This is a genomic window from Pseudomonas capeferrum (assembly GCF_000731675.1).
Lineage (GTDB): Bacteria > Pseudomonadota > Gammaproteobacteria > Pseudomonadales > Pseudomonadaceae > Aquipseudomonas > Aquipseudomonas capeferrum.
This window is the reverse complement of record NZ_JMIT01000001.1, coordinates 258,253-283,609: the sequence shown is the minus strand read 5'-3', so window position 1 is coordinate 283,609 and position 25,357 is coordinate 258,253. Positions and strand designations below refer to the sequence as shown.

The 25,357-nt window shown below is 60.5% G+C and carries 38 protein-coding genes and 1 pseudogene; 3 read left to right on the top strand and 36 right to left on the bottom strand.

Annotated features, from left to right (window positions below):
- Positions 1-10 precede the first annotated feature (10 nt).
- From PC358_RS01570 to PC358_RS27535, 21 genes and pseudogenes are all read right to left on the bottom strand, one after another.
- Complete coding sequence (locus PC358_RS01570; protein ID WP_033697025.1) at positions 11-2,917, bottom strand: phage tail length tape measure family protein; 2,907 nt, start codon at positions 2,915-2,917, stop codon at positions 11-13.
- 56 nt (positions 2,918-2,973) lie between these two features.
- Entirely contained in the window at positions 2,974-3,309 is a 336-nt protein-coding gene (locus tag PC358_RS01565) for a superinfection immunity protein (protein ID WP_033697024.1), read from the bottom strand.
- A 55-nt stretch (positions 3,310-3,364) separates the two neighbouring features.
- On the bottom strand, positions 3,365-3,634 hold the full coding sequence (locus PC358_RS01560; protein ID WP_244884616.1) for a hypothetical protein: 270 nt from the start codon (positions 3,632-3,634) through the stop codon (positions 3,365-3,367).
- 74 nt (positions 3,635-3,708) lie between these two features.
- Entirely contained in the window at positions 3,709-4,194 is a 486-nt protein-coding gene (locus PC358_RS01555; protein WP_033697022.1) for a hypothetical protein, read from the bottom strand.
- Positions 4,195-4,251: 57 nt separating this feature from the next.
- Positions 4,252-5,421, bottom strand: a complete 1,170-nt coding sequence (locus PC358_RS01550) for a phage tail tube protein (protein ID WP_033697021.1) — start codon at positions 5,419-5,421, stop codon at positions 4,252-4,254.
- Positions 5,422-5,487: 66 nt separating this feature from the next.
- Positions 5,488-6,009 carry a KilA-N domain-containing protein gene (locus tag PC358_RS01545; protein WP_033697019.1) on the bottom strand — a complete coding sequence of 174 codons (522 nt, stop codon included), beginning with the start codon at positions 6,007-6,009 and terminating at the stop codon, positions 5,488-5,490.
- A 126-nt stretch (positions 6,010-6,135) separates the two neighbouring features.
- Positions 6,136-6,543 (bottom strand): phage tail terminator-like protein, encoded by a 408-nt coding sequence (locus tag PC358_RS01540; RefSeq protein WP_033697018.1) that lies wholly within the window; start codon positions 6,541-6,543, stop codon positions 6,136-6,138.
- The gene (locus PC358_RS01535) at positions 6,540-6,926 is read right to left on the bottom strand and encodes an HK97 gp10 family phage protein (protein WP_033697017.1); all 387 of its coding nucleotides are present in this window, start codon (positions 6,924-6,926) and stop codon (positions 6,540-6,542) included. Before PC358_RS01535 ends, PC358_RS01540 begins: the two co-directional genes overlap by 4 nt.
- A 2-nt stretch (positions 6,927-6,928) precedes the next feature.
- On the bottom strand, positions 6,929-7,309 hold the full coding sequence (locus PC358_RS01530; protein WP_033697016.1) for a hypothetical protein: 381 nt from the start codon (positions 7,307-7,309) through the stop codon (positions 6,929-6,931).
- A gap of 2 nt (positions 7,310-7,311) precedes the next feature.
- Positions 7,312-7,704 carry a hypothetical protein gene (locus tag PC358_RS01525; protein WP_033697014.1) on the bottom strand — a complete coding sequence of 131 codons (393 nt, stop codon included), beginning with the start codon at positions 7,702-7,704 and terminating at the stop codon, positions 7,312-7,314.
- 40 nt (positions 7,705-7,744) lie between these two features.
- Complete coding sequence (locus tag PC358_RS01520; RefSeq protein WP_033697013.1) at positions 7,745-8,326, bottom strand: hypothetical protein; 582 nt, start codon at positions 8,324-8,326, stop codon at positions 7,745-7,747.
- A 49-nt stretch (positions 8,327-8,375) separates the two neighbouring features.
- On the bottom strand, positions 8,376-9,344 hold the full coding sequence (locus PC358_RS01515; RefSeq protein ID WP_033697011.1) for a major capsid protein: 969 nt from the start codon (positions 9,342-9,344) through the stop codon (positions 8,376-8,378).
- A 12-nt stretch (positions 9,345-9,356) separates the two neighbouring features.
- A complete protein-coding gene (locus PC358_RS01510; RefSeq protein ID WP_033697009.1) occupies positions 9,357-10,067 on the bottom strand; it encodes a hypothetical protein in 711 nt (236 codons plus the stop codon).
- A 171-nt stretch (positions 10,068-10,238) separates the two neighbouring features.
- The gene (locus PC358_RS27650; RefSeq protein ID WP_156056733.1) at positions 10,239-10,415 is read right to left on the bottom strand and encodes a hypothetical protein; all 177 of its coding nucleotides are present in this window, start codon (positions 10,413-10,415) and stop codon (positions 10,239-10,241) included.
- A gap of 539 nt (positions 10,416-10,954) precedes the next feature.
- Positions 10,955-11,986: pseudogene (locus PC358_RS01505) on the bottom strand (structural protein); the annotation flags it as partial.
- Entirely contained in the window at positions 11,976-13,400 is a 1,425-nt protein-coding gene (locus PC358_RS01500; protein WP_033697008.1) for a DUF4055 domain-containing protein, read from the bottom strand. The pseudogene PC358_RS01505 and the gene PC358_RS01500, both read right to left, overlap by 11 nt.
- Before the next feature lie 8 nt (positions 13,401-13,408).
- A complete protein-coding gene (locus tag PC358_RS01495; RefSeq protein ID WP_033697007.1) occupies positions 13,409-14,710 on the bottom strand; it encodes a terminase large subunit domain-containing protein in 1,302 nt (433 codons plus the stop codon).
- On the bottom strand, positions 14,697-15,338 hold the full coding sequence (locus PC358_RS01490; protein ID WP_081874697.1) for a terminase small subunit: 642 nt from the start codon (positions 15,336-15,338) through the stop codon (positions 14,697-14,699). Before PC358_RS01490 ends, PC358_RS01495 begins: the two co-directional genes overlap by 14 nt.
- Before the next feature lie 481 nt (positions 15,339-15,819).
- The gene (locus PC358_RS01480) at positions 15,820-16,041 is read right to left on the bottom strand and encodes a hypothetical protein (RefSeq protein ID WP_033697002.1); all 222 of its coding nucleotides are present in this window, start codon (positions 16,039-16,041) and stop codon (positions 15,820-15,822) included.
- 70 nt (positions 16,042-16,111) lie between these two features.
- Positions 16,112-16,375: a hypothetical protein gene (locus PC358_RS01475; RefSeq protein ID WP_033696997.1), complete on the bottom strand. Its 264-nt coding sequence runs from the start codon at positions 16,373-16,375 to the stop codon at positions 16,112-16,114.
- A 1-nt stretch (position 16,376) separates the two neighbouring features.
- Positions 16,377-16,700, bottom strand: coding sequence for a hypothetical protein (locus PC358_RS27535; protein WP_033696995.1), 324 nt, complete (start codon positions 16,698-16,700; stop codon positions 16,377-16,379).
- 95 nt (positions 16,701-16,795) lie between these two features.
- Here PC358_RS27535 and PC358_RS01465 point away from each other — a divergent pair, with 95 nt between their 5' ends.
- Together PC358_RS01465 and PC358_RS01460 are read left to right on the top strand one after the other, a co-directional pair.
- Positions 16,796-16,981 (top strand): type II toxin-antitoxin system HicA family toxin, encoded by a 186-nt coding sequence (locus tag PC358_RS01465; protein ID WP_033696992.1) that lies wholly within the window; start codon positions 16,796-16,798, stop codon positions 16,979-16,981.
- 46 nt (positions 16,982-17,027) lie between these two features.
- Positions 17,028-17,450 (top strand): type II toxin-antitoxin system HicB family antitoxin, encoded by a 423-nt coding sequence (locus PC358_RS01460; RefSeq protein WP_033696990.1) that lies wholly within the window; start codon positions 17,028-17,030, stop codon positions 17,448-17,450.
- Positions 17,451-18,079: 629 nt separating this feature from the next.
- Here PC358_RS01460 and PC358_RS01455 read toward each other — a convergent pair.
- From PC358_RS01455 to PC358_RS01385, 15 genes are all read right to left on the bottom strand, one after another.
- Positions 18,080-18,625 carry a hypothetical protein gene (locus PC358_RS01455; protein WP_033696989.1) on the bottom strand — a complete coding sequence of 182 codons (546 nt, stop codon included), beginning with the start codon at positions 18,623-18,625 and terminating at the stop codon, positions 18,080-18,082.
- A complete protein-coding gene (locus PC358_RS27875) occupies positions 18,622-18,768 on the bottom strand; it encodes a hypothetical protein (RefSeq protein ID WP_167334454.1) in 147 nt (48 codons plus the stop codon). Before PC358_RS27875 ends, PC358_RS01455 begins: the two co-directional genes overlap by 4 nt.
- Positions 18,765-19,364: a recombination protein NinG gene (locus tag PC358_RS01450; RefSeq protein WP_033696987.1), complete on the bottom strand. Its 600-nt coding sequence runs from the start codon at positions 19,362-19,364 to the stop codon at positions 18,765-18,767. Before PC358_RS01450 ends, PC358_RS27875 begins: the two co-directional genes overlap by 4 nt.
- Positions 19,361-19,831, bottom strand: a complete 471-nt coding sequence (locus tag PC358_RS01445; RefSeq protein WP_033696985.1) for a NinB/YbcN family protein — start codon at positions 19,829-19,831, stop codon at positions 19,361-19,363. Before PC358_RS01445 ends, PC358_RS01450 begins: the two co-directional genes overlap by 4 nt.
- A complete protein-coding gene (locus PC358_RS01440) occupies positions 19,824-20,159 on the bottom strand; it encodes an ead/Ea22-like family protein (RefSeq protein WP_033696984.1) in 336 nt (111 codons plus the stop codon). The genes PC358_RS01445 and PC358_RS01440 overlap by 8 nt, the downstream gene beginning before the upstream one ends.
- A complete protein-coding gene (locus PC358_RS27830; RefSeq protein WP_162181143.1) occupies positions 20,156-20,299 on the bottom strand; it encodes a hypothetical protein in 144 nt (47 codons plus the stop codon). The genes PC358_RS01440 and PC358_RS27830 overlap by 4 nt, the downstream gene beginning before the upstream one ends.
- Positions 20,296-20,574, bottom strand: coding sequence for a phiTE_015 family protein (locus PC358_RS01435; RefSeq protein WP_033696982.1), 279 nt, complete (start codon positions 20,572-20,574; stop codon positions 20,296-20,298). The genes PC358_RS27830 and PC358_RS01435 overlap by 4 nt, the downstream gene beginning before the upstream one ends.
- Positions 20,574-20,906 (bottom strand): hypothetical protein, encoded by a 333-nt coding sequence (locus PC358_RS01430; protein WP_156056731.1) that lies wholly within the window; start codon positions 20,904-20,906, stop codon positions 20,574-20,576. Before PC358_RS01430 ends, PC358_RS01435 begins: the two co-directional genes overlap by 1 nt.
- 11 nt (positions 20,907-20,917) lie before the next feature.
- Positions 20,918-21,634, bottom strand: a complete 717-nt coding sequence (locus PC358_RS01420) for a replication protein P (RefSeq protein ID WP_033696981.1) — start codon at positions 21,632-21,634, stop codon at positions 20,918-20,920.
- On the bottom strand, positions 21,631-22,383 hold the full coding sequence (locus tag PC358_RS28040) for a helix-turn-helix domain-containing protein (protein WP_241380828.1): 753 nt from the start codon (positions 22,381-22,383) through the stop codon (positions 21,631-21,633). The genes PC358_RS01420 and PC358_RS28040 overlap by 4 nt, the downstream gene beginning before the upstream one ends.
- Positions 22,380-22,754, bottom strand: coding sequence for a hypothetical protein (locus PC358_RS26615; protein ID WP_050506026.1), 375 nt, complete (start codon positions 22,752-22,754; stop codon positions 22,380-22,382). Before PC358_RS26615 ends, PC358_RS28040 begins: the two co-directional genes overlap by 4 nt.
- Complete coding sequence (locus PC358_RS01400) at positions 22,751-23,605, bottom strand: Rha family transcriptional regulator (RefSeq protein WP_033696980.1); 855 nt, start codon at positions 23,603-23,605, stop codon at positions 22,751-22,753. Before PC358_RS01400 ends, PC358_RS26615 begins: the two co-directional genes overlap by 4 nt.
- An 85-nt stretch (positions 23,606-23,690) precedes the next feature.
- Entirely contained in the window at positions 23,691-23,870 is a 180-nt protein-coding gene (locus PC358_RS01395; protein WP_033696979.1) for a hypothetical protein, read from the bottom strand.
- 18 nt (positions 23,871-23,888) lie between these two features.
- Positions 23,889-24,077, bottom strand: a complete 189-nt coding sequence (locus PC358_RS01390) for a hypothetical protein (RefSeq protein ID WP_004573832.1) — start codon at positions 24,075-24,077, stop codon at positions 23,889-23,891.
- A gap of 32 nt (positions 24,078-24,109) precedes the next feature.
- A complete protein-coding gene (locus PC358_RS01385; RefSeq protein ID WP_033696977.1) occupies positions 24,110-24,346 on the bottom strand; it encodes a helix-turn-helix domain-containing protein in 237 nt (78 codons plus the stop codon).
- A gap of 113 nt (positions 24,347-24,459) precedes the next feature.
- Between PC358_RS01385 and PC358_RS01380 the strand changes: the two genes are divergently transcribed.
- Positions 24,460-25,317 (top strand): S24 family peptidase, encoded by an 858-nt coding sequence (locus tag PC358_RS01380; protein WP_033699948.1) that lies wholly within the window; start codon positions 24,460-24,462, stop codon positions 25,315-25,317.
- Positions 25,318-25,357 lie beyond the last annotated feature (40 nt).

Sequence of the window (25,357 nt, the reverse complement as noted above, 5' to 3'; positions counted from 1 at the left end):
CCACTCCTCGTTAGGTGCCTTGGCGGTTGAGGCCGTATGCGGATTCAATGGCTTGCGCCCGCTCGCCACCGCCCCAGATGTCAGCCACGAAGGCGTCGATCTCAAGCTGGCCGTTGTCGCCAGTGCGCTGGTCGACTGTGCCGGCGCGGGACCGGTCCTCAATGAGGTTCACCGTGACATTCTGCTGGGGTGCCGCCGCTACTGCCTGACTGCTGCCGGACTGCGTGGAAACGCCGGCGCTCGATCCGCCAGCCACCGATACCCGCTCGTTCGAGTTGATCGCCTCCAGCAGCGCTCGGTTGCGCTTGGTCGCAGCGGCATTCACCACGAACTCGCCGTCACTCAACCGGGCCATGATGCTGTCGGAGGTGCCGGTACCGGCGCCGGACACGTAGCCACCGGTGGCGAAGCCGGGGATCACAGCCAGGCTTGTTGCCAAGGCCGTGGTCGAGGTCAGAGCGGCGGCAGCCGGCACGGAGTTGGCGCCCAGGGTTGCGAGGGATGCCATTGCCGCAGCAGGTGCCCAGGCCGTGGCCGTGGTCCCGGCCAGGATCATGCTCTGGCCTGCCGCTGCGGTACCCAGGGTGGCGTTCAGCGCGGCATTCAGCGCCATCTGTACGCCCATCCTCACGAAGCCCGTGATGATCTCGCGCACCACGTTGCTGGCGATGTCGCCCAGGCTACTGAAGGACAGCTGACCGTTCATGATCGCGTCGGTGATGTCGGTGGAGATGTTGTTGAACGCGCTGGAGAAGATCGACTCCGTCTGCCCGGCGATGTCGCGCGCCTGGTTGCCGAAGTTCTGCACCGCAGCCGTCCACCCGTTGATAGGGTTGAGCATGGCTTGGTCCATCATCGCCCAGCCCTTCTGCAAGGCTTGGAGCCTGGCCGGGTTGGTCTCTTCGAGGATCTTTATCTGCTCTTGGATGGCGGCACGCTGCGAGGCGTTCTCGGCAAGCCTCAGGTTGTCCTGCAGAGCGATGATCTCATCGTTCATCTGTCGCTCTAACTCAACGCGCTGGCGGTACCGGTCCGCCTGAAGATCTCCCATGCCAACAGAGTTGGCTTCAACCCTGTAGCCCTCCTCTTCAATGGCCAGCCGGCGGTTCACCTGTGCTCGATATTGCTCCGCAGCCGTGAGCCCTTGGGCACCCTTTAACGCCGCGGCATAATTGATTGAAGCCTGGGCCAGCGCCTTGCTGTACTCCTCCTGCGTGATCTTGCCCTTGCTCAATGCCAGATCGAGCTGGGTTTGCTCTTTGGTCAGCGCTCGGGCGGCCTGGGCGGCAGGGTCGTACTGCCCATACAGACGAGCGAAGGTGTTTTCTGCCTCGGCAACGCCTCGGTTGACGTTCTTCGGGGCGCTCTTCTTCGCCTCGCGGGCCTTGATGTCCGCGATTTCCTGCTCGATGTTCTTGCGGGCCTTGGCGTAGTCGGCCTCTTCCTTCGCGCCAAACCCACCGTTTTTAAGGGACTCAGCCTTTGTCTTGTCCAGGTCCTTCAGATCGTCATGCAGCTTCTGCGTCTGCGTCCTTGCAGATTTCGCCAAGTCGGCAAGCTGCTTGGACGTTTCGATCCGGCGCTGCTCTCGCGTGGTGATCTCCGCCTCAGCCTTGGCGGCAGCGGCGGCTGCTCCGCGCCGCTCGGTGATCAGCTTGATCTGATCCCGTAGCGCCTGGTTGGTGTTGTCACCGACGCTGAACAGGTTGGATAGCGCGCCAACGAAGCCTCCTTCCTTGCGTGTGTCCAGAATTCGCTGAGCAATCTCCATCTGCTTGGCGTCATCAGGGAAGAGCTCACCCTTCACTTGGCTGTAGGCGTTGCTGATAGCTGTTCCGATGTCCTGCCAGTCGCGCTCAATCTCCGACAGGGATTCCCGATAGCGCCGGAGCCGTTCCTGGGCATTCTTGTTCAGCGACTCGCTCAGGGTATCCAGCGCTTGTTGGCTCTTCCCTTGCTCGTCAAGTCCACGGATCACCTCATATTGCGCTGCGGTTAGCAGGCCATATTCCGAACTGATCTTCTGAGCAGCCTTGGTGGCATTGTCGCCAAGGTCGCCGAAGGCCTTGCCTACGTCAGCCGCACTTTGCCCGGTGAACCTACTCACTGCAGTTGCAGCCTGGGCAAGGTTCCTGAACTGGATTTCGCTCGTGCGCCCAGCTGCGGCCAGCGCGGTGACTGCATCTTTGGCGCTCGACAGGCTGCCCGTTAAGCTGGCAGCAGACTTCGCAATCTCAGCTAGTGACTCAACTGTCTGACCGGAGTTTGCTCCACCTTGGAACAAGGAAGCGTTGAATGCGCTGATCTGTTTCTCGACGTCGTAGAAGACCACCCCAAGCGTTGCAGCAGCTGCGGCAGCTACCGTGAGCGGATTGATCAGATCAAGGATGTAACCACCCATTGCCTTTGCGGCCGGCCCAACCCCCCCGAACATATCCTTGAGCTGACCGCCCTGCTGCAGGAATACAGTAAGCGGCGCCTGTCCGGCCTGGAGGCTTACTGCGATATCAGTGAACTGCGCAGGTAGGCCGCGTAGGGCCGCCTGGTAGGCCTTAGCAGACATGCCAGCCCTGTTCATGCCGTCCGATGTGTCGCCCAAAGCCTCGCGCATCGTGTTGATGCGATTGGTGTACTCCACGAAGGTGTCGCTCTCGACAACGCCGGATTTCTTGAACTTGGCCAGCTTCTCCTGCATGTCATCCAGGCGCCCAAGAGCCGCCACGGTCGGATTGATCTGACCGAGCAGCTGGGACAGTTCCTTTCTCTGCTCGTCGAGGCTGGATGACAGCCCTTCGGTCGTTGAAGTTGCACCATCGCCGGCGCGCTCCATTTTCTCCAGCGAAGCCGTCAGATCGTCAGCGTTCCTCTTGGCGCTACGGGAATCGATCGTTATCGCAAGCCTTGATTCCTGCGCCATGTCTTTCTCCGGGCATAAAAAAACCCGCACTAGGCGGGTTCTTGGATGATTCGTTATCAGCTGTTGAGCAGCTTGGCTTTCTCTCGCTCGTACTCTTCTGGCGTGATATGCCCTTTGTCTTTCAGGGCAGCGAGACGCTCAAGTTTTCCGTATGCATCGGTTTTGGCTGGCTCAGTTGGAGCTGATTCTGATTCATTACGGATTGCAGATGCAGACCAGATCAGAGCTGCCAGCCAGCCAATTCCGGTCCACCCCAAGAACAAATCCAACAGGAAGATCGAGGTGCCATTGGGGTGGCCTCGCTTCGCAGCAATAAAGGTTGGAAGGAAGTAAATCGCGAAGGAAGCCGCGAGCAGAAATAGCCCCGCAAGCGGGCTTGAGCCATCGTTCATATCAAATCTCCCTGATTTGTGCTGAATTTATCACAATCCAGTGAAGACATGGCCTTCAACGCTTGGCGCTCTTCTGCCGCTCCTGCTCCTGCTGTTCATCCCACCGCTTCCGGAACTCGTCGTCTAGGGCGAAGATGGCGGCGTCGAACTCTTCGCGACATATCACTGATGGGTAGCGGTCGAGGTATTCGGCAATTGCTGCCGGCGCAATCGGGGCCGGAGCGCCCATCATTCCGACGTATTGACGGGACCGGCCAATGTGCCCGTAGGCCTCCAGGACCTCCGCGACCACATCGTCGATCTCCGGCGGCTCCTGGGCCTTCAACCCGAGGCGCTCATGCTTCCAGCGCTTCTTTTCGTTCTCGGGCCCAGCCCAGTCCCTACCCCAGCGATATGCCGCTACTGCTTTTCCGCAGTGGCTTGGGCCTGCTCCTCAATGCGCTTGGCGATGTCCAGGGCAGTGCGCAGCGCCAGGAAGTAGACGCTGGGCAGCTGCTCGATCAGCGCCTTGCACAGCTGCGGGGTGTACTTGGCTGGCTCGCCAGGACGCTCTTCTACATCGATGCCCTGCCAGTCCTTGATCAGATGCTTGGCGGCCAGGTCGATGAACAGGTCATCATCGGTTTCGAGTTCGACGTCGGGGATGGAGTCGATGGTGAAGCCGGCAGTGCCCACCCCGGCCTGCTGGTTCAGCGCGGCGAGGTGCCGACGGATCACCGCCTGGTGAGACTTGTAGATCGGATTGGCGATGGATGCCACCAGAATCGCCGCCGTGTCCGGCCCCTTCTCGCACTTCACAGCCAGGCCGCCAAGGCCGACCTTGAAGTGCACCCAGCGCTCGCCGTTGATATCCAGCTCAGGCTTCTTTGCAATGGTGATGCCCATGGTATTCCTCTGCGGTAAAAGGCCCGACGCACACCGCAGGGCGCGCCAGGCAAAGGGTTAAGCGGTGACGGTGACAGCGCAGGTGTCGGTCTTGGTGCCGTCTGCCTTGCTGGTAGCCGTGATGGTGGCGGACCCAACTGCGATGCCTTTGACGAGGCCCGTTGCGCTCACGCTCGCCTTGGTTGCATCGGAGCTGGACCAGGTGACGAGCTGGCTTGCGCCTACAGGGGTCACCGCTGCTTCGAGGTCGATGGTCGCGCCAACAGCAACGCTGGCTGTGGCCGGAGTCACATCAACGGCTGCAATGACAATCGGTGCCGGCAGGCGGGTAATGGTCGGCGGCACGCGGCGAGCGGTATAGGCCAATTCCACTTGGATGATGTCGGTGGCACCGCCGTCCGGCCAGTCGCCGCTGACTTCCATCTCTGGAATGAGGAAGGTGTAGCCGCCGTCGGCGTTGTTCAGGGTGAACTCGAAACTCAGCGCGCCACCAGTCTGCTGAGCCTTCCAGTACTGGTAGGCGGTCTTCGACCAGCTCAGGGTGATGCTTCCCGATGGCGTGAAGATGGTTGGAATGATGTTGCCCGGGAACGGGTTGCCGTTACCGATGCAGCGCTGTGTCTGGACGTTGTTGTCGAACTGCAGGTTGAAGCTGTCGACGCAGGCGTTGTCTTCGCCCAGCTGCACGCCGTTGATCTTCAGGCCGGTGACGTCCTTGAAGCCATAACGGCGCTGCGCTGCGCCTGTCTGTGGGCTGACGATGAACGACGTGTTGTCGGCCTTATCATCCCAGGCGATGGCCGCGAAGGTGGTGGTAACCGTGACCTCGTTGTCGTTCGGGATCTCGATGTTCATCGATGCGACCTGGGCGCCGCGGGCGATGGCTGCGATGCCGACGTCAGCATCATAGGCGCCGATGGAGAACGAGATTCGCTCGTTGCCCATGGTCAGGCTATTGCCGACCCAGTTCGCGCCGAAGCAGGAGGACAGGAACTCGTCCAAGGCGCCGTAGCGGAACTTGGTTTCGATATCGCCGCCAACATCCACTGTCGTCTGGGCAGTGCCCTGCGACATGCGAGTTTCGCCGATCTCGTTATTCTCTTCGGTGTTGTATGTGGGCACCAGACCGAAGCTGACACGGGTCAGGACGTTCCAGTTGCCCGGCGGGGTGATACCCGGCGTCACTTCGCGAATATACGCGGTCGAGCGCTTTGCACCACTGGACATGGGGTGTTTCTCCTATCGATAGGCGTAAAAAAACCGCCATGTGGCGGTGCATTGGTCTGGTTATGATCAGGCTGCGTCGAGCCCAAGCGTCATTTGCAACTGGTCGCGCCAGTATTCGACCTGCTGCTCAAGCCCTGGCTTCTTGTTGCGCCAGCGGGCCAGCTCACGACCGCTCAGGCTTGCAACGGCCTTCGCGTCGTCAAGGACGCGGCACGCGCGGTCGAATTGCTGCTTTTCGTTCAGCTCGCCGCGCAGCAGGGCGTCAATGTGCAGGTCGGCCCATACGGCGAAGTCATCGTCGAGCCAGCGAGCGAAAGCTACTGCGAGTTTTGGGTGAAGCCAGGTTCCCTGACCCTTGCCACCCTTCACTGCCTCGACAAGACCGAAGTGAGATTTTCCCACTTCGGTGTCCAGGCCCAGCGCTCTCGCCAGTGCTTTGAGGTAGCTCATACTTGCGGGCAGGCGCAGCCAATCGACCGGGCGCTTGCCGAAGCGCTTGGCTACGTCAGTGGCGTTGATCCATCCGTCGCTGTTAAAGCGCACGGCTTTGCCTTGGTAGTGAAACGGAATGACGTTGCTCTCGATCATCTGTGACACCTCGTTCATCAGGCGAATAGAAACGCAGCCGGGGCGGACGGATGAACGAACATCCACCGTTCGGCTGTACGGGCCTAGGCTGCGTGTTTGGTTGCCTTACGGCAGAAATTGGCGGGCTCAGTAGGCCCTGTATGGCACCCGGACGTTGACCTGGTACCAGTTTCGGCCGTCGTCGCCGACGACCTGCGGGGAAGCCTCGAAGAAGTCGAACGGCCCTTCCGGCGCGCTGTAGTGCTGGAACTGTGTGACCAGCGTGTCGACTGCCCTGGTGATTGCCAGGGTTCCGCTGTAGCTCGGCACGAACAGCTGGATGACGACGATACCGGTCTGGCGCACGCACGGGCCGATTCCGACCTCTGGCGTGCTGCTCAAGCCCGGGATGTCCGCTAGCCTGGCCCAGATAGCCCTTCCAGCAGGATTGAATGGCGTATCGCCGTTTGGCTCTAGGTCAACATCTTCCGCCGGAATGCCGGCCCACTGCTGCATACGGCCGATGATGATGGCGCGGATCTGTTCGAAGGTCATGAATAGGCCTGCGTGACGCCATGGAAGCTGGCTTCGTAGATACCCTTCGGAGGCGCTTGCTTGGAATGGCCATCTTCGAGGGCCTGGGCATATGGGAGGTTGTTCTGGATGAACACCTGTGTGTACGGCTCAAGCCCGCTCATGGCGGACAGGCCGCGCTGGATCGTCTCGCCGCCGACCTTGTCCAGGTTCTCGGTGGTCGTGTAGACCGGCGCGCCAACACTCACGATGTTGTTGCCTCGGAACCGCCCGGTATCTACCGGCGACCGCAGGACGATCTCGTTGAGCATGGCCATGGCGATGACGCGGACGCGCTGACTCAGTGCCTCTTCGACCACGCCGGCGAACAGGCTTGGCGGCGTACTCCATCCTCGCTTGGCCATGGCTACTTCCTCAGCTGAATCTCGTAATGGGCCTTGGCCGGGTCAATGCCAGGGCTGACGATGCGGTATTTCACAGGCTCGCCTGTGATCAGATCGTCTGCTGTGATCTGGTGCCCAACTGCAGGCTTGTCGGTTACTTCGTTGGCTAGGCAGATCAGCAGAACGTCGCCAACCAGGATGTTCACGCCGTCGATGCGTCGGCTGTCGTAGCTGTCGAGCACGCCGCGACCGGTGTAGGTGACCGGCTGGGAAGTCGTCGTTTCGCTGATCGGATCCCGCACACCAGGCCCCATATAGGTCCCGGTGAATGGAACAACAGCATCAGCCAAGTCATCATCGAAAGCCGCAACCAGGTCGATCTGGATATCGTCACGAAGACCCATGCCTACCCCCTTTTCACAGCAAAGGCGAAGGGGTTGCTGCGCCAGGGCGTTAGCAGCGCCAGTGCCAGCTGCACACAGGCTGGCTGGGCGGCTGTGCTGGTCTTGTCGATCGAGCCGAAGGTCTTGCTGGTGGATACCGAGCCAGCCTTGACCGTTTTGGCCTCGAGCGATCCCTCGGCCTGCTGTTGGTACAGCTTGCCCTGGGATGCGCACTTGGCCAGCCGGGCGCCGGCCTCCTTCACGTCGTCGGGGATGTCGTCCAGGTCGATGCCAACCAGGTTGAGCGCGGTCAGGTAGGCATTCGCCTCGAAGACCGCTTCTTCCTTGTCGGCGTCGGGAGCCCAGGTAGCCCCGAGGATGCTATCCACGTCGGCCACGGTGATGTAGGTAGCCATCCGGCCTCCGCTTGAGTTAAGTGGGGCCAAGGCCCCGGGATTACTGCTTGTCGAGCTCGGCGACCTGTTTCTGGAGCGACTCTTTCGAGGCGTTGGCGCGGTAGGTGACGCCAGCCTTGTCCAGAGCGGCCTTCAATGCCTCGACCTCTGGGTCGACGGCAGCAGCTTTGAGGGCTTCGATCTGCTTCAGCAGGTCGGCCTTCTCTTGCTCCAGGTCGATTACCTTCTGGACTTCGCCGTCGCGCTCGCGCTGCAAGCTGGCGATGCCGGCATTAACCGCTTCCAACACCTGGAACAGGCGGCAGGCTGTTTCGCCAATCTCACCCTCTGGGTGCTCCAGGCTCTGCACTGCGAACGATTCAACGATTACGCCAATGGCGGCCAGTTCAGCAGTCAATTGATCGACCACGTCCTGGCTCATCCCGCCAGCCTCGACAACAACGGCCACGGCCTTCAGTTCGGGGCGAATGGTCACCTCCGGGACGTCCTTGGCCTCGCCCTTGCGGCTGGTGGCGGCGTTGGCGTCGAGGATGACCAGGCCATGCTCTTTGGCCAATGCCTTCACATCTTCCTGGTACTGGTGGAACGGGCCGGCCAGGTACCAGATGTTGTTCTTGCTCATGAGCTTGTCCTCAGCAGGCCGGGCCATATGCCCAGCCCACCGTCAGGGATTACTTGGAGGCGTCACCGATCAGAGCTACACCGGCAGTGTGCTTGATGCTGGTGGCGGTCTTGTCCCAGTTCGTACCAGTGGCCAGTTCGGCATCGGTCGGAGACTTACCGCCGGCGGTCACATCCCAGGTGTAGCCCTTGAGGCCCAGACCGAAGGTGTAATCGGTCTGCAGAGTGGTCTCGATCCGCTCTTTGCCGTTGTTGGTCTGGACGTTGCTGATGATGTCGCGACCGTCGTGCACCAGAGCCGCACCCTGGACCAGGGACAGGATGATTTCCTTGTCCGGGGTGCCATCCTGCATCAGGGCCGGGGCATCGGTCACAACCGAGACCTTGCCCAGGATGTCGATCACGCGGACGTTACCGGCCTGGAACAGTTGCTGCTGGTTGGCAAGGTTCTGGCCTACCAGCTTGTGGTAGGTGGTGCCCTGCATCACCTGGGTGACCAGGTTCTGGCTAGCATCGCCGAACTTCGCGTGAGCGTTGTTCAGGCCGGCGTACGTGATGCCGGCGGTGGCCGACACGTCGTTGACGGCAGCGGCCTGGGCAGTGATCGCTGCGACCAGGGCGGCGATGGCGGTGTTCAGTTGATCCTTGAGCAGGATCTCGGCGAACGCGCGGGACGCAACTTCGATGCCTTGGGCGGTCGGGCGCTCCAGCCAGGTCATCTGCGACGGCTCGTAGCGGATCGGGCCGAAGCCGCCAGCCACCTTGACCGAGGTGTTTTTCAGCTCGGTCAGGTCGGTGATCGGAGCGGTGCCGTTGGCGGCGTAGCGATCAACGCGGCGCTGGGCGGCGGCCAGGGTCTGGAAGAACGACTCCTGCAGGAAGTCGCCGGTGAAGCCGTCCGGGGACAGCACGATGGCGCCGCGGCTGGCGGCGTTGAACGCAACGAGCATCTGGTCCAGCGTCTCGATGGTCGCCGGCATGATGTATTCGTTGAAAACCTGCATTTGCGACAGGGACATGGGTGTATTTCCTTATTTCAATGGAAGGTCTGGGAACCGGCTGGCCAGTGCCGCCGTGCGTTCCTCTTTGGTGCCGCCGATGTTGCCTCTTGCGGCCCCGCCGCCTTTTCCAGCACCCCCGGCCCCGCCGCCGGATGCCTTGCTACCAGCGATCAGCGGGCCAAAGGCCGGATCGTTGGTGAATTCTGCTTTCAGCTCGTCCAGCGTTGCCGCTGAGAGCTTGCCGGCCGCGTCGAGAACGACGACGGTGGGTCTGCCGTCGCGCTGCTCGACGCTCAGCCGGCGCTCGATGTGGGGAAGCAATGCCTTGGCGCTGCCAGGGACAGCCAGGGTGGTCGCGATCTCGGTAGCGGTGCGGCCCACGGTCAGATCCCGGATCTGGCCTTGCAGGGTGCTGTTGGTGCTTTCGAGCTGGCCGGTCAGTTCTGCCTCACGGCGCGCGTACTTCTCGGACCAGGATCTTTCGAGCTCCTCGACGTTGCCCGACTTGCGGGCCGCCTCTTCGCGCTCGAGGCGAGCGGTTTCCTCGGCCTCCTTGCGCGCCTTCTCGGCCGCCTTCTTCTCGCCGAGCAGTTCGTCGACCTTGGCCTTCAGGCCGGTGACGTCTTCCTGCTGCGGGAGCCCGTCGATGCCGAGGACGAACTTGCCGTCCTTCTCGACATAAAGGGCCTGGATGGATTCGTCGACGCCTTCGAGGCTGTCCAGTTGGAATTTCAAGGTCATTGCTGTCTCCCAGAGACTTGGTGCAGGCCCTGCCTGCGGGCATAAAAAAGCCCCGCACTGGGCGAGGCCTTGGAATTGCGCGCCACGTTCAACGAGGCAGCGTTTTGTGGCGCGGCAGCTCATAACGAAAAAGCCCCGGCGGATGCCAGGGCTTTCGTTGATGTCTGCAGCTCAGGGTTTGTCGAAGTCGTCTTCGAGCTTTTGCAGTACTGCATCTGCCATTTTCTTGCTGAATTCTTTCCAGGCTTTTCCGCCGTCAAAAACGCCAACGCCTTGGGCAAGATTTGCCTGATGCTCACGCCGAGCCTCTTGAATCAACTCCTTCGCGCTTTTTTCGTTGGTCGTCATGATCGCTCCCGACTGTATTTCAAGCCCACCCTACCGCTCAGAATACTCCAGAACTGGTGTTCAGCTTCTGACTGAGTGTGCTCGCGTTCAAGCTCGCCTCGATTGACCAAATCATACACACGTTTGATGGCTTCTTGCTCGACCTGGTCTGACAGCTTGTCTACGACCTCGCCGCTTGGCCATCCGTTGTCAGCAACCATGGTATAGCGCAGGGTCGGGCCAACAGCTCGCAGCTCATGAAGACCAATGTAGGATGCCAGCTCAACATCCTCAATTGAGAACGGGCTATTGCCCGGATGATTGTGCGTGAATGTCGTCCCCCTCAGCTTGCCAAACTCGCTCTCTGGGAAACCAACACGATCAGGCTGGCCCTGGCGCTGAAGCAGGATCGAGCCGTCGTCACCAATGAACGCCCCCGTTTCCAGTGCGTCCCCACGAATCCGATTTTCGATCTCGACTGCGGCACGCCGCGCAGGCGTGGAGACATCCGGTTTTCTGATGGGATAACCAGTGTCATACACCGTGAACTCGCCGGTCGGTTGCCTGAAGGTAACCGCTTCGCGTTGCCGCAGCTGCTGTAGGGTGAGCGTCTTTCCGTTGTCGTCTACGAACTTGTCCAGCGTCAGCTCGCCCTTGCTAAACAACTCATAGCGGGCCGGGCCGAGCACGTCCTTTTGGAACGATGGAGGCTGCCGCGCCAGCCATTCGCCGTAGCTGGTCTTGCTGCTCACCTGCTCGACGCCATTCGGGCCAATAGCCGGCCTGGTGGAGCCGGGGATTTCGCGGGCGAACTCGTCTTTCAGCACCGGGATGAGCGTGGTCCGGCACCGCCAGTGATACGGCGGCTTAGGCCCATCCAGCGGAATGATCGTCTGGTCGATGCTCATGCAGAACAGCGTTGTGCGGCTATCCAGGGTGGCGATCCGGCGCATCCCTTTGAGGATGTCGTCGTTGTCCTTGAGCACTTCCACGCGCGCCGTGGTGGCGATGTGGTTGGTCATGGTGTTGACGAGGGCCTGCGCCTGATCGCGTTGCTGGACGCCCAATGAGGTCAAGCGGCGACTGATTTGGCCGGACGTCTCGCCCAGCGCGGAACCCATGCGGATCTCGCTGATGATCTCAGCGCTCTTCTTGGTGCCGTATTGGTCGAGCGCGCCGTTGATGCTGATGCGCTGGCGGCCTTTGCCGACCTCCAGGTCGAGTGGATCAGCCAGTGCAGCCGCGGCGACCTGCTCGATGCTCGGCCTATTCAGCTGGACGACTGTCTTCACGACCTTGCCCAGCAGGGTCATGTTGAACTCGGCCTCGTAGCCACCGAATTCGGTCAGGTCGAGCACGGCCTGCTGCTTCATCTCGCCGTATACGCCCGTCAGCTCGCCCTGTAGCTCTTGAATCTGCTTCTCGTACCGTTGGGTGCCGTAACGGCTCAATCCTTCTGATACGCGCGATTTGGCGGTGCGGATGGCCTTGGTGATGAACTTCGCCAGGCGCTTGAGGCTTCCCCCGGCGTAGCGCTGCACGTGCACCTGGTGGCGAGTCGCCGCGTCGGACAGGTAGCCGTCACTGCTCATCGCCGCCCTCTCCGGTGTCGTTGCCGGTTACCGGCGGTTGCTGAGCTAGGTCATCGTCGATTTTCTCGTCGCTGCGATCCGCCTCCAGCACGCCACCCTGACGAAGATTGACCCGTACATCCCGCTTGGCGATGAAGCCCTGCTGCCACAGCTGGATCTGGGCCAGGATGTCCTGGGCGGTCATCGTCTCGTCGAAGAATGACTGGTTGAGCCAGAAGACCGTCCCGTCCTCGTCTGGATCGCCCATCATGAAGCGCTCGGCGTCGAGGATGGCCCGCTTGAGGGCCTCAGACACGTTGCCAGCAATGGTGCCCAGCACACTGTTGTCCGAGCTGTAGCGGATGCGCACGGCCTCAGCAGTCTCGGCGCCGCCCGCCTTCTGGACGATACGCGCGCCGATCATCAGCATCTGCTCTTCCTTGTCCTTCAGCAGCGTCCGAGCCAGTTGACTTTCGGTTGCTTGGACCAAGATTGCGGTACCGCTCTTGCCGAGGTTGTAGCCGCGGGTCGAGCCGATATGCATGCCGTTCGGGTTCAGCTTGGCGAAGTCGTCGGCGGTGATGTCCGTGGTGATGAACAGCGTGGGCTGACTGCTGATGAAGCCGCTCTCCTCCACCGTGGCGCTATTGCCGTAGTGCAAGATGTTGACGTCAGCCAGGTCTTCCAGAGGCGACTTGTCGATGCTCGCGTCGTTGTTCTGGGCGCCGTAGAAGCTGAACAGTATGTGATTGAAGGGCTGGCCGTTCTTGTCGAGTGGCTCGGTCTCTGTAAAGGTGCTCTTGTCTTCGCTGTACACGCGTTGGATGTAACGCCCATCGGCCAGCAGCAAGACGCGATATTGAATTCCAGTGGTTCGCTCTAGGCTCTCAGCGCTGAACTCCGAAACGCGTTCCTCCAAGCAGACATAGACCAGGCGCTTCACGCCATCGACCACCTGCTCGTCCCAGTCGATGATCGACTCGGCGCCGTAGTGGTGAATTAGCGCGCTGCGCCCCTGCATGTCAGCCATAGAAGACACGCCCTCAACCGCAGGGAAGTCCACAAGGAACCCACCCCGACCGGCGTCCAGGCACTCGCCCACGGCATCCTTGGACAGCTGCTCCAGGCTCGTTCCGTCGCCGCTGGCATTCTCCTTGAGGTACTCGACCCCGGCGGGCAACTCCAGCTCTGCAGTCTTGCGGAAGACGGCGCCCAGCAGGCCAGTGCGCGTGCGCCCGGTGATGTTCAGGAACATCGCCCGCTTCTTGTACTGCTTGTACCGCGCCTGGTTCTCGGGAGACTTGTTCTCCGGGTCCGGCATCGGCAGGTAGATATCGTGCTTGCGCACCTCGCGGGCGCCCGCCACGCAGCGCTTGACCAGCTGCCAGCCGGGCAAGGCCTCCGAGTACTCTGCCCGGGGGAGGAAATTAGGCATGGATGGCCTCAGAAAGTGAACGAGATTGGAACGTGAGTGACCGGCCTGCTGATCGGGTAGTCGTGGTGGATGAAGTAGCCCCCCGCGTCGTTCGCGTGGTCCACGCCGGACTTCTTGTCGGGCTCGCCGTTTGGTGCCCACACCTGCTGTTCCAGGCCGTCCGCGTAGGTCGGGCAGCGCAGCGGATTGATCAGGTAGCGGCGTTCGCCATTCGCGTTGCAGAACATCGCGTTCATGGCGTTGATGCGATCTTTCACGGGGGGGTTGGCGTCGGGCGCGATCACACTGAATCCAGCCTGGCGCAAGATGGCGATGTCCGTTTCGCTGGCATTGACCGACTTGCGCGAGCCGCCAGAGGCGTCGGGATAGATCCTGATCTCGCAGGTCTTCTCGTAATCTCTGCCGTTGTGCCGCCAGTACCGCTCCTTGATGCGCCGGATCATGTCCGGGGTATCGAAGCCATCGATCAGCTCATCCACCGCCCTGGGCTTGCCGTCTGCGCGCTTGACGTGCGTGATCGCAGCCATCTTGCCGACGTTGAAGTCCATGCCGATGAACAGCGGCTCGCCCGCCTCGACCGTGTCGAAACAGGAGTTCAGCTTGCGGTCGTAGGCGTGGTAGATCGACCCGGCATTCAGGTTGACGAACTGGCCGTTCAGGTAGGCCAAGATCAACTGGGCCGGGTACGACTCCATCAGCGACGGGATGTAGTCCGGCGGCAGGTTCAGCTCGTTGTCGAACGTGCTCGCCTGCACCAGGCCGTACATGGCGTTCAGCGCCGGCTTCTCGCGCAGCTGCTTCACGAACTGCTGAAAGACGAACTTGAACCCCTCGGGCGTCGTTGTGACGTCTACGCCGTTCTTCAGCCCGTCCACGTTGTAGCGCATGCGGGCGATGATCTTGCGCCAAGCCGTCTCGGCCTTGAGCTTGGGCAGGACGTCCAGCTCATCGACTAAGGCGTGCCCGATCTTGAAGCCGACAATGGTCTGCGGCTTCTCCATCGAGCGGCAGATGGTCGTGCTGCGGTACTGGCCGCCGCTGTAGAACTCGACCTCTTTGTCGCTTTCCTTTGTCTTGACCTTCAGGCCCCAGTCGAAGGCGACTTCCTCGATGGTCGGGAAGAAGATGTCGCGAATCTGCGGGTAGGTCGGGGCGAAGTAGCCGGAGTTGATCCGTGGCCATTCCCACACGTGTTTGCAGATGCCAGCGCAGCCTACCCAGGTCTTGCCCGAGCCGAAACCGGCCACGAACCCGCGAAACTTGTGCGGCATGTTGATGAACTTGGACTGCGGGACGTTAAGCGTCGGCATCTGACTTCCTCGCGTCCCGGACAACCACCTCTACCCGCTGCGGGGCGAGGCCATCGTCGCCACCACCATCCTGCAGGCGCGTGATCTCGGCGCGCTTCTTCTCGATCTCCAGCCTCTTCAGCTCAGCATCAAGGTCGGCATGGCCAGCAGGCACGAACATGCCCAGGTGTCGGCCGATATCGACCAGAGCGCCCTTCTTGTCGTGCAGCTTGACCTTCAGGCCGTCGCGCCCCTGAGATACCTCAGCGATGGCAGCAGCCGTGTCATCGTCAATCTCGGTGGAGTCGACCAAGGCCAGCCCGTGGTACGGAACCATGTCCTCTGCGCACTCTTCCTCACCGTCAACCATGCGGACCATCGTCTCACCCCAGCGGACCACCTTTCGGATGTCGCTGAAACCGATCTTGGCTAGTTCGCGCAGCACCATGTCCTGGGTGATTCCGGTACGAGTGGAGCGTGACTCCATGCCTTTGGCTACCGCGGCAGAAACCATAACATTTGATAACAGGCGAGCACTCTGGACTTGTGCCGTCTTCTTGCTGTAGCCCGCACGGATAGCGGCCTGCGTGGCATTCAGGTCTATCAGATACTCGTCGACGAAGCGCTGCTGTTTTGCTGTCAGCGCCATAGGGATTCCTTGAGACTTTGGTGCCTCGCTTAACTTGAATTTGAAGATATCGCCCATTGCTGGTAAGCAATGGCTTTCAACTACAGCATGGAGTGCCGAAGTGGTCTCATATCCAATCTACGTAACTCGCAACAGCTATCGGGGCAACGACATAAAGAAGCGAGCCAAGGCAAGTCAGGACAACCAGGACGCCGCCCGGATCGAAGAAGCTTGCAACAGACTGATCCAAAATCAGACCCAGCCTATTCAGTCCTACCTTTGGATGGAGGTAAGCAGAGAGTCTGGCGTCGACTACGAAACCGTTCGCCGCCTTGGTTACAGCATTGATGGGGGCTCGAACGGGTTTACCGCTACGAAACCAGGCCTGAGCCAGGAGTAGATCCGGCAAGCCATGCGCGGCAACGACCTGTAGCAAGTGAACTCATTCACGCCGCGCCACGAAACAGCGCATATCGATTTTGTGGCGCGGATTACCTGTAGCTCACTGGCGATCAGCGAGCACAGACGATACGAATGCCTCGCAGGCCTTGTAGTCTTCGCTGCTGCTCCCATGCATGTCTCGGTAGCAGTAGCCAGCATCCCAGGCATCGCCAAGCGTCGCCTCAAGTCTGGCAAGCTCGGCTTGGTACCAGGCGAGAGCTTCACTTTGGCTGCCCCAGGCTTTGCCCCTCGCCTCGTCAATCACGTAGTCGTCGCCGCTCATTTTGAAGCTCCACGCTGAATCTTCGATATGCGGAATGATATCAGCCCTACATAGAGGGGCGTGGCGCGGATCAGCCGAAAACGTGCCCGCGACGGGCCCAGGCATAGGCCACCACCCCAGCGTGGAGCACCACACCAAATGGATTGACCCAGTGGCCTTGCAGAGCGGTGACGAATGCACCGAACCCGCCAATGGCCACCAGGTAGAAGGCGACACTCAGCAGCGGCTGATCCACCGGGCGGACCTTGCGTAGGTAGTCGCATGCAGCGAGCACGACCATGACGCACAGGAACACGTCCAGGGCCGTCATCGCTGAAACCAGGATGTTGTTCATATCAGGCACCTCGCGCCGTGACGAACGACCCCATGGCAGCTTTGAGCGCGGGGATGATGTTCATTGCGGTGAGGCCAAGCACGAACGCTACTCCACACAGCAGATCATCGGTGACCGCTAGATCAAGCTTCGGGGCGAGCCAGGCGGTAACGGGCTGGGTCAGATAGACCGAGAATCCAAATCCAGTGGCAACGGCAGTCGCGGCCTGGAATCGGGTCAGATCCTTCAGGAAACCCAGGGAGAGGATCGAGCCGATGAATGCAGCCATCACCACCCCGTACTTGCCGAGCACTACGCTCGCGGCGGCGCTTGTTGGTTCGGCCATGTTGGTTTCCTATAAATCCCAAATAACTCATAAATGAGTTGCATCATATCATTTATGGTGTATACTGAACTCATCAACCACACAACGGAGGGCAGATGAAATGTAACGAGTTCAAGCGGTGGCTGTTGGCAAGAGGGGTAGAGATTTCGAATACGGCAAAGGGAAGCCACTTCAAACTCTACTTCAACGGCAAACAGACAACCCTTCCAGACCACGGGGCCAAGGAGATGGCCGAAGGGACTAGAAGAGCAATCATCAAACAACTGGGCCTCAAGGATTGAGGCTCTACCCTTTGAGCTCGAAAGACATCTGCCCTGAGGTAATGCCATGTACGACTATGCAATCAACGTAACCCAGGAGGCCGGGTCTTTCTGGTCATCGTGTGACGACATCCCAGAAGCGCACAGCGCGGGCGATACGCTCGAAGAGCTGTTGCGCTTGGCTGCTGAAGGTCTTGAGGTGGCGCTGTCGATCTATGTCGACCAGCTGCGCCCTATTCCGCCTGCGTCGCCAGCCAAGGAGGGCCAGCACGTTATCCGGCTGTCCGCTCTCGTGAACGCGAAGATCGCGCTGTGGAACGCTATGCGGGAAAAGGGTATGCGCAAGGCCGATCTGTGCCGCACGCTGGGCGCCGTACAGAGCAAGGTGGATCGTCTTCTCGACTTCGAACACAGCTCGAAGATCGAGCAAGTCGAGATCGCCCTGGCCGCGCTCGGCAAACGCTTGGTGGTGTCTGTCGAGCCGGCCTGAAATTGCGTGGGTCTTTCCCCACCTGTCCGCCGAAGACCATTCCAGCGCTGGCACCCTGATGCACCAGTCTCGCCGGTCCAGTCTCGCGCCATCCACCTGCATAGTGAGGGAGTGGATGCGCGGGCTGCCGGTGTTTTTCCGTACACCACGCTACCGGCTAGCAGTGTCCAGGCTGTCCTGTTAGGGCCTGCCCTGGCTGCAGTTGCGTTTCTTGCTGGAACAAAAATCCCGGCGCGTGGCCGGGACTCTTGAGGCCCTATTCGGGCAATAAAAACCCGGCGCCTGGCCGGGTTTGGGTGAGCCGCTCAGGCTCGTGTGGAAAGAGGAATTGCACCAGCAGCAACGCAGCTATACCAGACGGCGGACAAACCTTGAGAAACCGGTGTAACCAGCAAATCCAAGACGTCTTTCATCATAAAGCTAACCTCCTTCGCAGACGTAACTGCTGCGATCAGCGAATCTATTTGAGGAACTGCAGAAACTGCTACAGCCAGAGCAAACAAACCCGCCATCCGGAAAGCCGGCATAGCCACTGGAATCGAACCAGTCTTCCCCCGAAGCTATTGGTCACTCCTAAACGCGCAGGAATGACAGGATGGGCGCATATTGGCTCATTGGCTCACTCGCCGTCAAGCGACATTTGCCACCAAAAGGCCTTCATGGTCGAGAATGTGCTGGGCCTCGACCAAAGCGGCGTCTACTTCGCGCTCCAGAGCCTTGCGGATATCGCGCCTCCAGCGCTCCTGAGTCTTGATCGGGTGCGGCTCGTTGCTCCAGTTGTCCATCTCGTACCAGGCGGCTGGCAGGACGCTGGTACTGCGCTTACCGTCCACACCTGGCAGCTTGGGCATGGCCCAGGTCAGGATCGCGCAGTGGCGGAAACGCTCTGGCGCCGGCGAGCGATGAGAACGAGTGATTTCCTCGATCGCTGCATGCTTCCTGTCGACGTGCGTCGAGTACTTCGCCACCAGGTGCCGCCAGTGCTCCGATGCGAGGTTTTTATGAAGCCGGCTGAACACCATGCAGTCGAAGAGGAATGCAGCCTCCTTGCCCACGATGGCGCCCTTCTGCTTGGCCGCTTGAACCTTCGGCTCGAAGTCACACCCTCCCGCGCTGTTGATCGTTTCCGCCGCCAGAGCGCGAACCACTGCCGATACCACGTTCTGATAGTTCATTGCCCACCCCCTGCCCGCTTGGCCTCGCTCAAAATGAATTCTTCGTAGCAGCGCTTGCGGCGCACTGCGCCCGCCCAGGACAACGCCACACCACCCACCACCATGAGGGTGGCCAAAATCAGGAATCCCCATGCTGGTGTCATGCTGCAGCCCTCCTCAGGTCTTTGAGCTTCTGCCTGTACAGGGCCTTGATGGCCTGCAGGTCTTCGATGGTGTAGCGCCGGACTGATTGGTCCCTTTCCAGGGTCTCTACAGCTTCCAGGCCAATGCGCTTGATGAGGCCGATCCGGTAGTCCGCCACGTTCCCGGATAGGTATCGGTTGTCGTGCTTCGACTGTGCGTGGCAGTTGTTCTCGTCGAAGCGCAGGTGCGGGGCGGCACCCGTGCTGCGATAGTGACCGGCATCTACGGCGTTGCCGTTCCAGTCGAGCGGTCGCCCGCTGGAGATGCATGCATAACCCGCCAAACGATCTCTCTCGCGGATGTATGCGTTGAACGCCTGTTGCGCCTCCCGTAGGTGCTCCCCCTTCGTTTTCAACTTCTCGCGGCGTTCCTGGAGGTCCTGGCGTGCCTGCTTGGTAATGGCCTGGGCCGCCACCTTCTGCACCTTCGAATCCTTCGACATCGCCAGCGCACAGGCGATGCTGCACACCTTCTGCGTGGTCATGGCTGGTTTGAAGGGCTTGCCGCAACCTGGTGCCTTGCACTTCTTCGGCTTGATCTCCTTGGCCAATGTCATGCCGCCTCCTCACTCAGCAGGTCACCAAAGAACACCCCCTGCGGCGCGAACTCGGCCACGATGCGGTCCGTGTACTGGCAGCCCTGGGCCCGGTCGAACAACCGCGTAACCGGGAACCCATCCGGCCCGAACATGGCGCACGGCCCCATCAGGCGCAGCTTCACGTCGTAGTCCAGGTGGATGAACGACTCAGCCCAGCCGGCGCGGAACTCAGCGCAGCCGGCGCGCATGATCGGCACGCCCAGGTGCAGCTTGCAGTAACGACGCACGTCCTCGATGTCGCCCATCTCGGTGCTCTTGGCGATACGTTCGTACATGGCGAACCACAGTGCGTTTTGATCCAGTGTGCGGTCCTTGCCCGGGCGCATGCTGACCACGACGAATTTCTTGTCGCGGAACAGGCGGGTGAGCATGGTGATGGCCTCGGAGAGCTTGGCCTGGCTGTTGACGCTGATCTTCTCAGTCATGGCCAAACTCCTTCAGCAGGTTGCGCGCTGCCATGACGGCCCACTTGTCGCCAGAGGTTCTACTGACTTCTGCCAGGAAGCTGCGCATCTTTTCGTTCTCGGCCAGAAGACTCAGGACGACCTGTGGTGAGGCCTCGGCAACGAACGCAGCGTCCGTGTCGGTAGCCCAGTCGGACTCGAACAGAATGGAGATGCCCACGCCAGAGGATGTTGGAAGATCAACGAAGACAATCGGGTTTTCGTCGTCACCATCACCAGGCCCGTAGCGCCAATCACCTACAGTCGGGCCCTCGGCGAGGGCCCTAAGCTTCGTGTGGTTGATGTTCATGGCCAGACCCTCTGCATGATTTTGAGATTGGCGTACGCAGCCCCTAAAAAAACCAGCCCCCAGGCATGCGCATCGGAAAAGAACAGCCCAGCGGCGGCGCAAGACACCAACAGACCAATAACGCCTACAGCGCGCTTCATGGCGCCACCTTCAGGCCCTGGGCCTCGATGGCGGCGATTACTTCATCGACATGAGCCCATTCCATATCACCAACGTCCACCACCACGACCTCGCGGCTGGCCAGCCAGCCTTCCCAGCGGGCGTTTTGTTCGCCGATGGTGTGGATGTTTTTCAAGCTCCAAACATCAACGACCTCGTACATCCCGATGCTTTCCTTCCAAGCCACGCCGGCAGGCACTGGGAACTTTGCTTCAAACTGCCCACGACTGATGTCGCGCATCTTGTTGGTGTCCATCAGTGCTTCTCCTGCATGGCTTTGCCGATCTCGGCGGCGGCGCGGACGATGGCGCGGCGGGGGCATAATTCTGAGAGGCCTATCAGGACAGGGCCTTTCCAGTAAACGCCGGTGAAGTCTTCGCCAAAGCTCACGGTGAGCTCGAGGGTGTGAGCCAGGCGCATTGCCTCGCCGTCGTCGACGAGCGGTTGCCATACCTGGGATTGGTCGGCATCCACATACCAAACTCCGGTCAAATCAACTTCTGACCCGAGAATCATCAACACCTTTCCAAAGCCGCCCGGCATTCCTGCCGCCTTCGCCGCTAGCTCAATCAATTCACGATCTTCCATGCTCACACCCCCTACCCGGCCGGCTGCCCGGCGCGCTTGATGTTCAACTTGGCCAGCAGGTGTGCACGGCACGCGGCTGCACCACTGGGAATTTGCTGGACTTCCAGCAGACGCACCTGGCGCTGGGCGGCGTGCTCGTCTGCGAGCTCCAGCAGGCTTTTCTGGCTGTCGTGGCCGATGCCCGTGGCAATCCTCCCGGCTAGCGGTTCGCCTTCCTGAGCGCGGCGCAGGACGATCTGGTAGGCACGATCGAAGCGGGCCAGTAGCCCCTTGTCGTTCTGCTGGGCGGAGCGCAGGTCGAACAGACCGGTGGCCACGGCGGCGATCTTCACGCCGTCGTGGCTGTACATGCCCATCAGTGCCTCGATCCATGCATCCGCAGGAGCAGGCATACCGAAATCCTCAGGCGTCGGCTGGCACATGGCGATGAACTCGCCCACGCTCGGCGCAAAGGGCTTCTTGAGCTTGCGGCACTTCTCGATACCGAACTCGATCTGCTCGAGCGTGCGGATGCCCTCGGAGGCAAACTCCTTGATCCACTCCTCCTTGGCAGCGGCCAGGGCTTCGGTGGATGGCCACGCTTGGCGCCAGGCCGGGAAGATCCCGCGCAGCCGACGGAAAAGGTCGTTCACCACCTCGGCGGTTTCGAGCGAGACCACCAACGGCCCACCATGAAGCTCCGGCGGACGGTTCTGCATCGCAGCCATCAGTTGGTTTGCTGATTTCATGGGCGCACCATCAGCCCTTCGGCCCAGGTTGAGTCGTTGAAGTCAGGTTCGTTGGTGTGGCGCCGCTGGCCCTGCTGTGCACCCGGCAGCACCTTCTCCGGGAACAGGCCGGTCCAGCCGTTGCTGATGGACTGGTTGATCACGGCGTCAGGTGCGTGGTGTCCGGCCAAGGTCTTGGCTTGGCGGTCGCAGGTGGTCTTGGTCAGGCGCTTGCCGATCTCTTTGCGGTGCTGGCACCAGTCGGCCCATACGGAGGGGGTTACGTTGGTAGGGCAGGCAGTCAGAGGGTCGAACTTCGAAGACTTGCGCGAAGCGGTCGAGGACGCCTTGGCGGCCGCGCGCTCACCCTCAGTTGTACTGTTGCTCTTTGTATTACTCTCCTCCGCCTTTTCCGAATAGGGGTCACCGCCTTTTCCGAATAGGGTCGCCGGGTTTTCCGAATAGGTATTCGACTTTCCGAATAGGTTCGAAAGGCGCACGCGGCGCTCGACAACCTGGCGGCCATCACGGATCAGCTCCACCCGCAAAAGGCCCTTGGCCGACAGAGCACTGATGATCTCTGACACGCGGGAACTCGACAGGCCGAAGAACCTGGCGAAGTGGCTATTGCTGGCGTAGCAGCCGCGCACAGGGTCTTGCAGGCTACCGATCTCAACCATCATCACCTTCTCGGTGATCGACAGGGAGTGATCAAGCCAGACCTCGGCAGGGATCCAGACGCCCTTGAATTGACGCGGGATGTCGGTCATTGGCCGGGGTCCTCGTCTTGCCGAAGTTGAGACTCGGCAGCGGCGCGCGTGATGGCTGCGCGTGTGGTAGCGAACATGCAGCCGGCGAAATACTCACTGGTTGCATTGGCCATACGGATACCGTCTTGGAGAACCTCGACCCAGTTGGAGTGCATGACTACCTGAAGCCTCAGTTTCACTACCAGGCGCAGTGCGTCGCCGTCGTCTTGCAGTGGGTCCCAAGTGCGCGTCACATCGCAGTGCAGCTCTTCGCAGAAGCCGATCCAGTAGGTCCAGCCAGCACCCATGCTGCTTTCGATGAGATTGGCGTCATCGAATGCTGTGGCTGCCAACTTCAATAACTGGGCATCTGTCATTTGGTAGATGCTCATGCTGCACCCCGCACGGCCTTGTCGTGGGTGTGCAGGCCGTCCCAGTTCTTCTTCATGGGCAGCTCGCCGGCCAGGTAGAGGTCGTAGAGGCGTGCTGCACCCTTTCGTAGCAGAATCGGCGTGTAGGCGATGAACGCCTCTTTGCCATGCGGCGTGATCTCGTTGTGGTGCTCAGTCATGTAGCGGTCGCGAGCATAGGAAGTGACGCGCCAGCGAGTGCCGGACCGCCCCTCAGTGAAAAGCCAGTTCTTCTCCTTCAGGTAGGCGTTCACCTGCATGACGTTGATGCCATTCAGCTGCTTGCAGAACTGCGCTGCCGTCTCGCCTTCCTTGAACAGGTTCTCCAGGTGGTCGATCTTCTTGGCCTGGGCCTCGACCTGGACGGTGAGCAGTACGCGGGCCTTCTCCGACTCCAAGGCCATCTGAAGGATTTCCAGCTTGCTCAGGTCGGCGGGCGCGGGCGGCTCTGCCTTGGCGAGGCGCCAGAATTCTTTGACCAGACGCTTTTTGAACTCACGGACGATGGCCGTGTTGCGCATGTAGGTAAGCAGCAAGGTCGCCTGCTGCTCGTTCATCAGCGCTATTTCGCGGGACTGCATGCCTCCTGCAGTCTCGAAGGGTTCGATTTGGAATCGCACCCCTCCGAACTCGCTGAAGTCGGCCTGGTACTTGCGAACCAAGGCAATCACGCTGGCGTGCTCATTTCCGGTTTCGTGGGCGATGGTACCGGTGGTGGTCACCGCTTCACCGTCGACAATGGCCACGATTGGAGTCCGCGCCACGAAATCGTGGTTCGCATTTTGTGGCGCGGGCCGGTTGAGGGCCTGTACACTTTGGGTCTGCATATGCATAATTCCCTTCAGAGTTTTGTGTTGCAGAGAGCCGGGGTGCCACCCGGCTTTTTTGTGTCCGTAATTCGGGCTTATCAGGGCCTGTTCAGGCCTTGCGCTGGAACGGAAGAACCGCTCCCCTCGCGTTTCGAGGTTTCGTTCGGCTGGCCAGCTCTCGATCAATCAGCTCCGCTGCTAGCGCTTCCGGGGTGATCCCCCGCTTTCGCGCCTCTCGCTCAAGCAAATCCATCGATCCCGGGTCCAGACCGAATTGTTCGGTCGGCATAGGGCCTCCTCGCGGCCTTCAGGCTGCGGTTTGATCGCCGGTATTCTCCGAAGCCAGGGCAGCAAGCTGCGCTTCCAGCAGTTCGCGGCACAGCACGGCGCGCTGGGTGCGGTGATACGCGGCTAATGCCTGTATCAGGTTGAAAGTGTCCTCATCGACCCGGACCTTGATCTCGCGGTCATGCAGGTGCTTGGGGTTGGCGTACATGCTTTGGTGGCTCCTTGCGGCTATGGAATTGGTTACGCAGCGCCCTTCAGCGCTTTGCGTGCAAACGGAATGAGGTCTGGGCGCAGTCCGGCGATGGTGATTTCGCCGTTGGATGCGTCTTGCAGGCGTTCAGCAAGATCGACAGAAGCCTTCCGATGACCACCTGCGAGCTGCCAGAGATGGCCGACAGTGGTCTTCGCTGCGGCTGCTACATCCCGCCGGCGATCGTTGGTGGCGGTGGCCAACCATTCACGGAGGTGATCATTCATGTGGGTTCTCCTTACACATACTGCGAAATTTAGCTCATGGCTAATGTTCGAGCAAGAGGAATTTAGCCTTGCGCACATTTAGCATCGAGCTAAACGCTGGCATTCTTCGCGGCATGGATATCTACGAAATTCGCAAGCACAACCTGGTCAGGCTGATTGGCAGTCAGAGGAAAGGGTCCTGCGCCGAGCGCTGGGGGATGGCTCCTGCGCATCTGAGTCAGATCCTTTCGGACAAGACGGCAAAGAACCTAGGCGATGATGTAGCCCGGAGAATTGAGGGCATCGAGGGCCTGCCTCGCGGCTGGTTCGATTCGATAACACTGGATGACGCTATTCCGAACTCGAACCTCAATGGATTCGAGCCGGCGGCCGAACCAGTTATGTCTGCTGCCGATCTCGTTAAACAGATGCTCGCCAAAAGCGGGAGAGGTATTTCTGAAGAAACCCGCCAAAGGCTCCTGGCTGCCGCCGAAGAACCCGAAGATGCCGAAACCGCGCGCGATAATGGGGTTGTGACGGGCGATTTCACCCGGCCTGGCCTAGTGGGTGACGAGGTCTGGATTGCGCACTACGACGTGCGCGGGGCCATGGGCGATGGGGAAACCACTCACGATTTCCCTGAGATGCTGCAGGACGTGAGGGTGAGCCCCACTCACCTGCGCGAGCTGGGTATCGAGTTCAAGGAGCACTTCCACCTGAAGTTGGTCACCGGTCGAGGCCAGTCGATGGCCCCCACGATCAAGAACCGCGATCCGCTCATCGTCGACGTCAGCATCCGCGATTTCGTAGGGGATGGGATCTACTACTTCTCCTGGGGCGGCCACGAGTACATCAAGCGGCTGCAGATCGCGGACGAAGAGTACTTCGAGATGATCTCTGACAACCCGAAGCACAAGGATCGGATGATCCGCAGGGAAGAGACCTACATTCAGGCCAGGGTGTTGCTGGTATGGAATGCGCACCTGGTGTAGTCATGGCCCTCAGCAAGCCCAACTGGCAGCTGAGGCGATA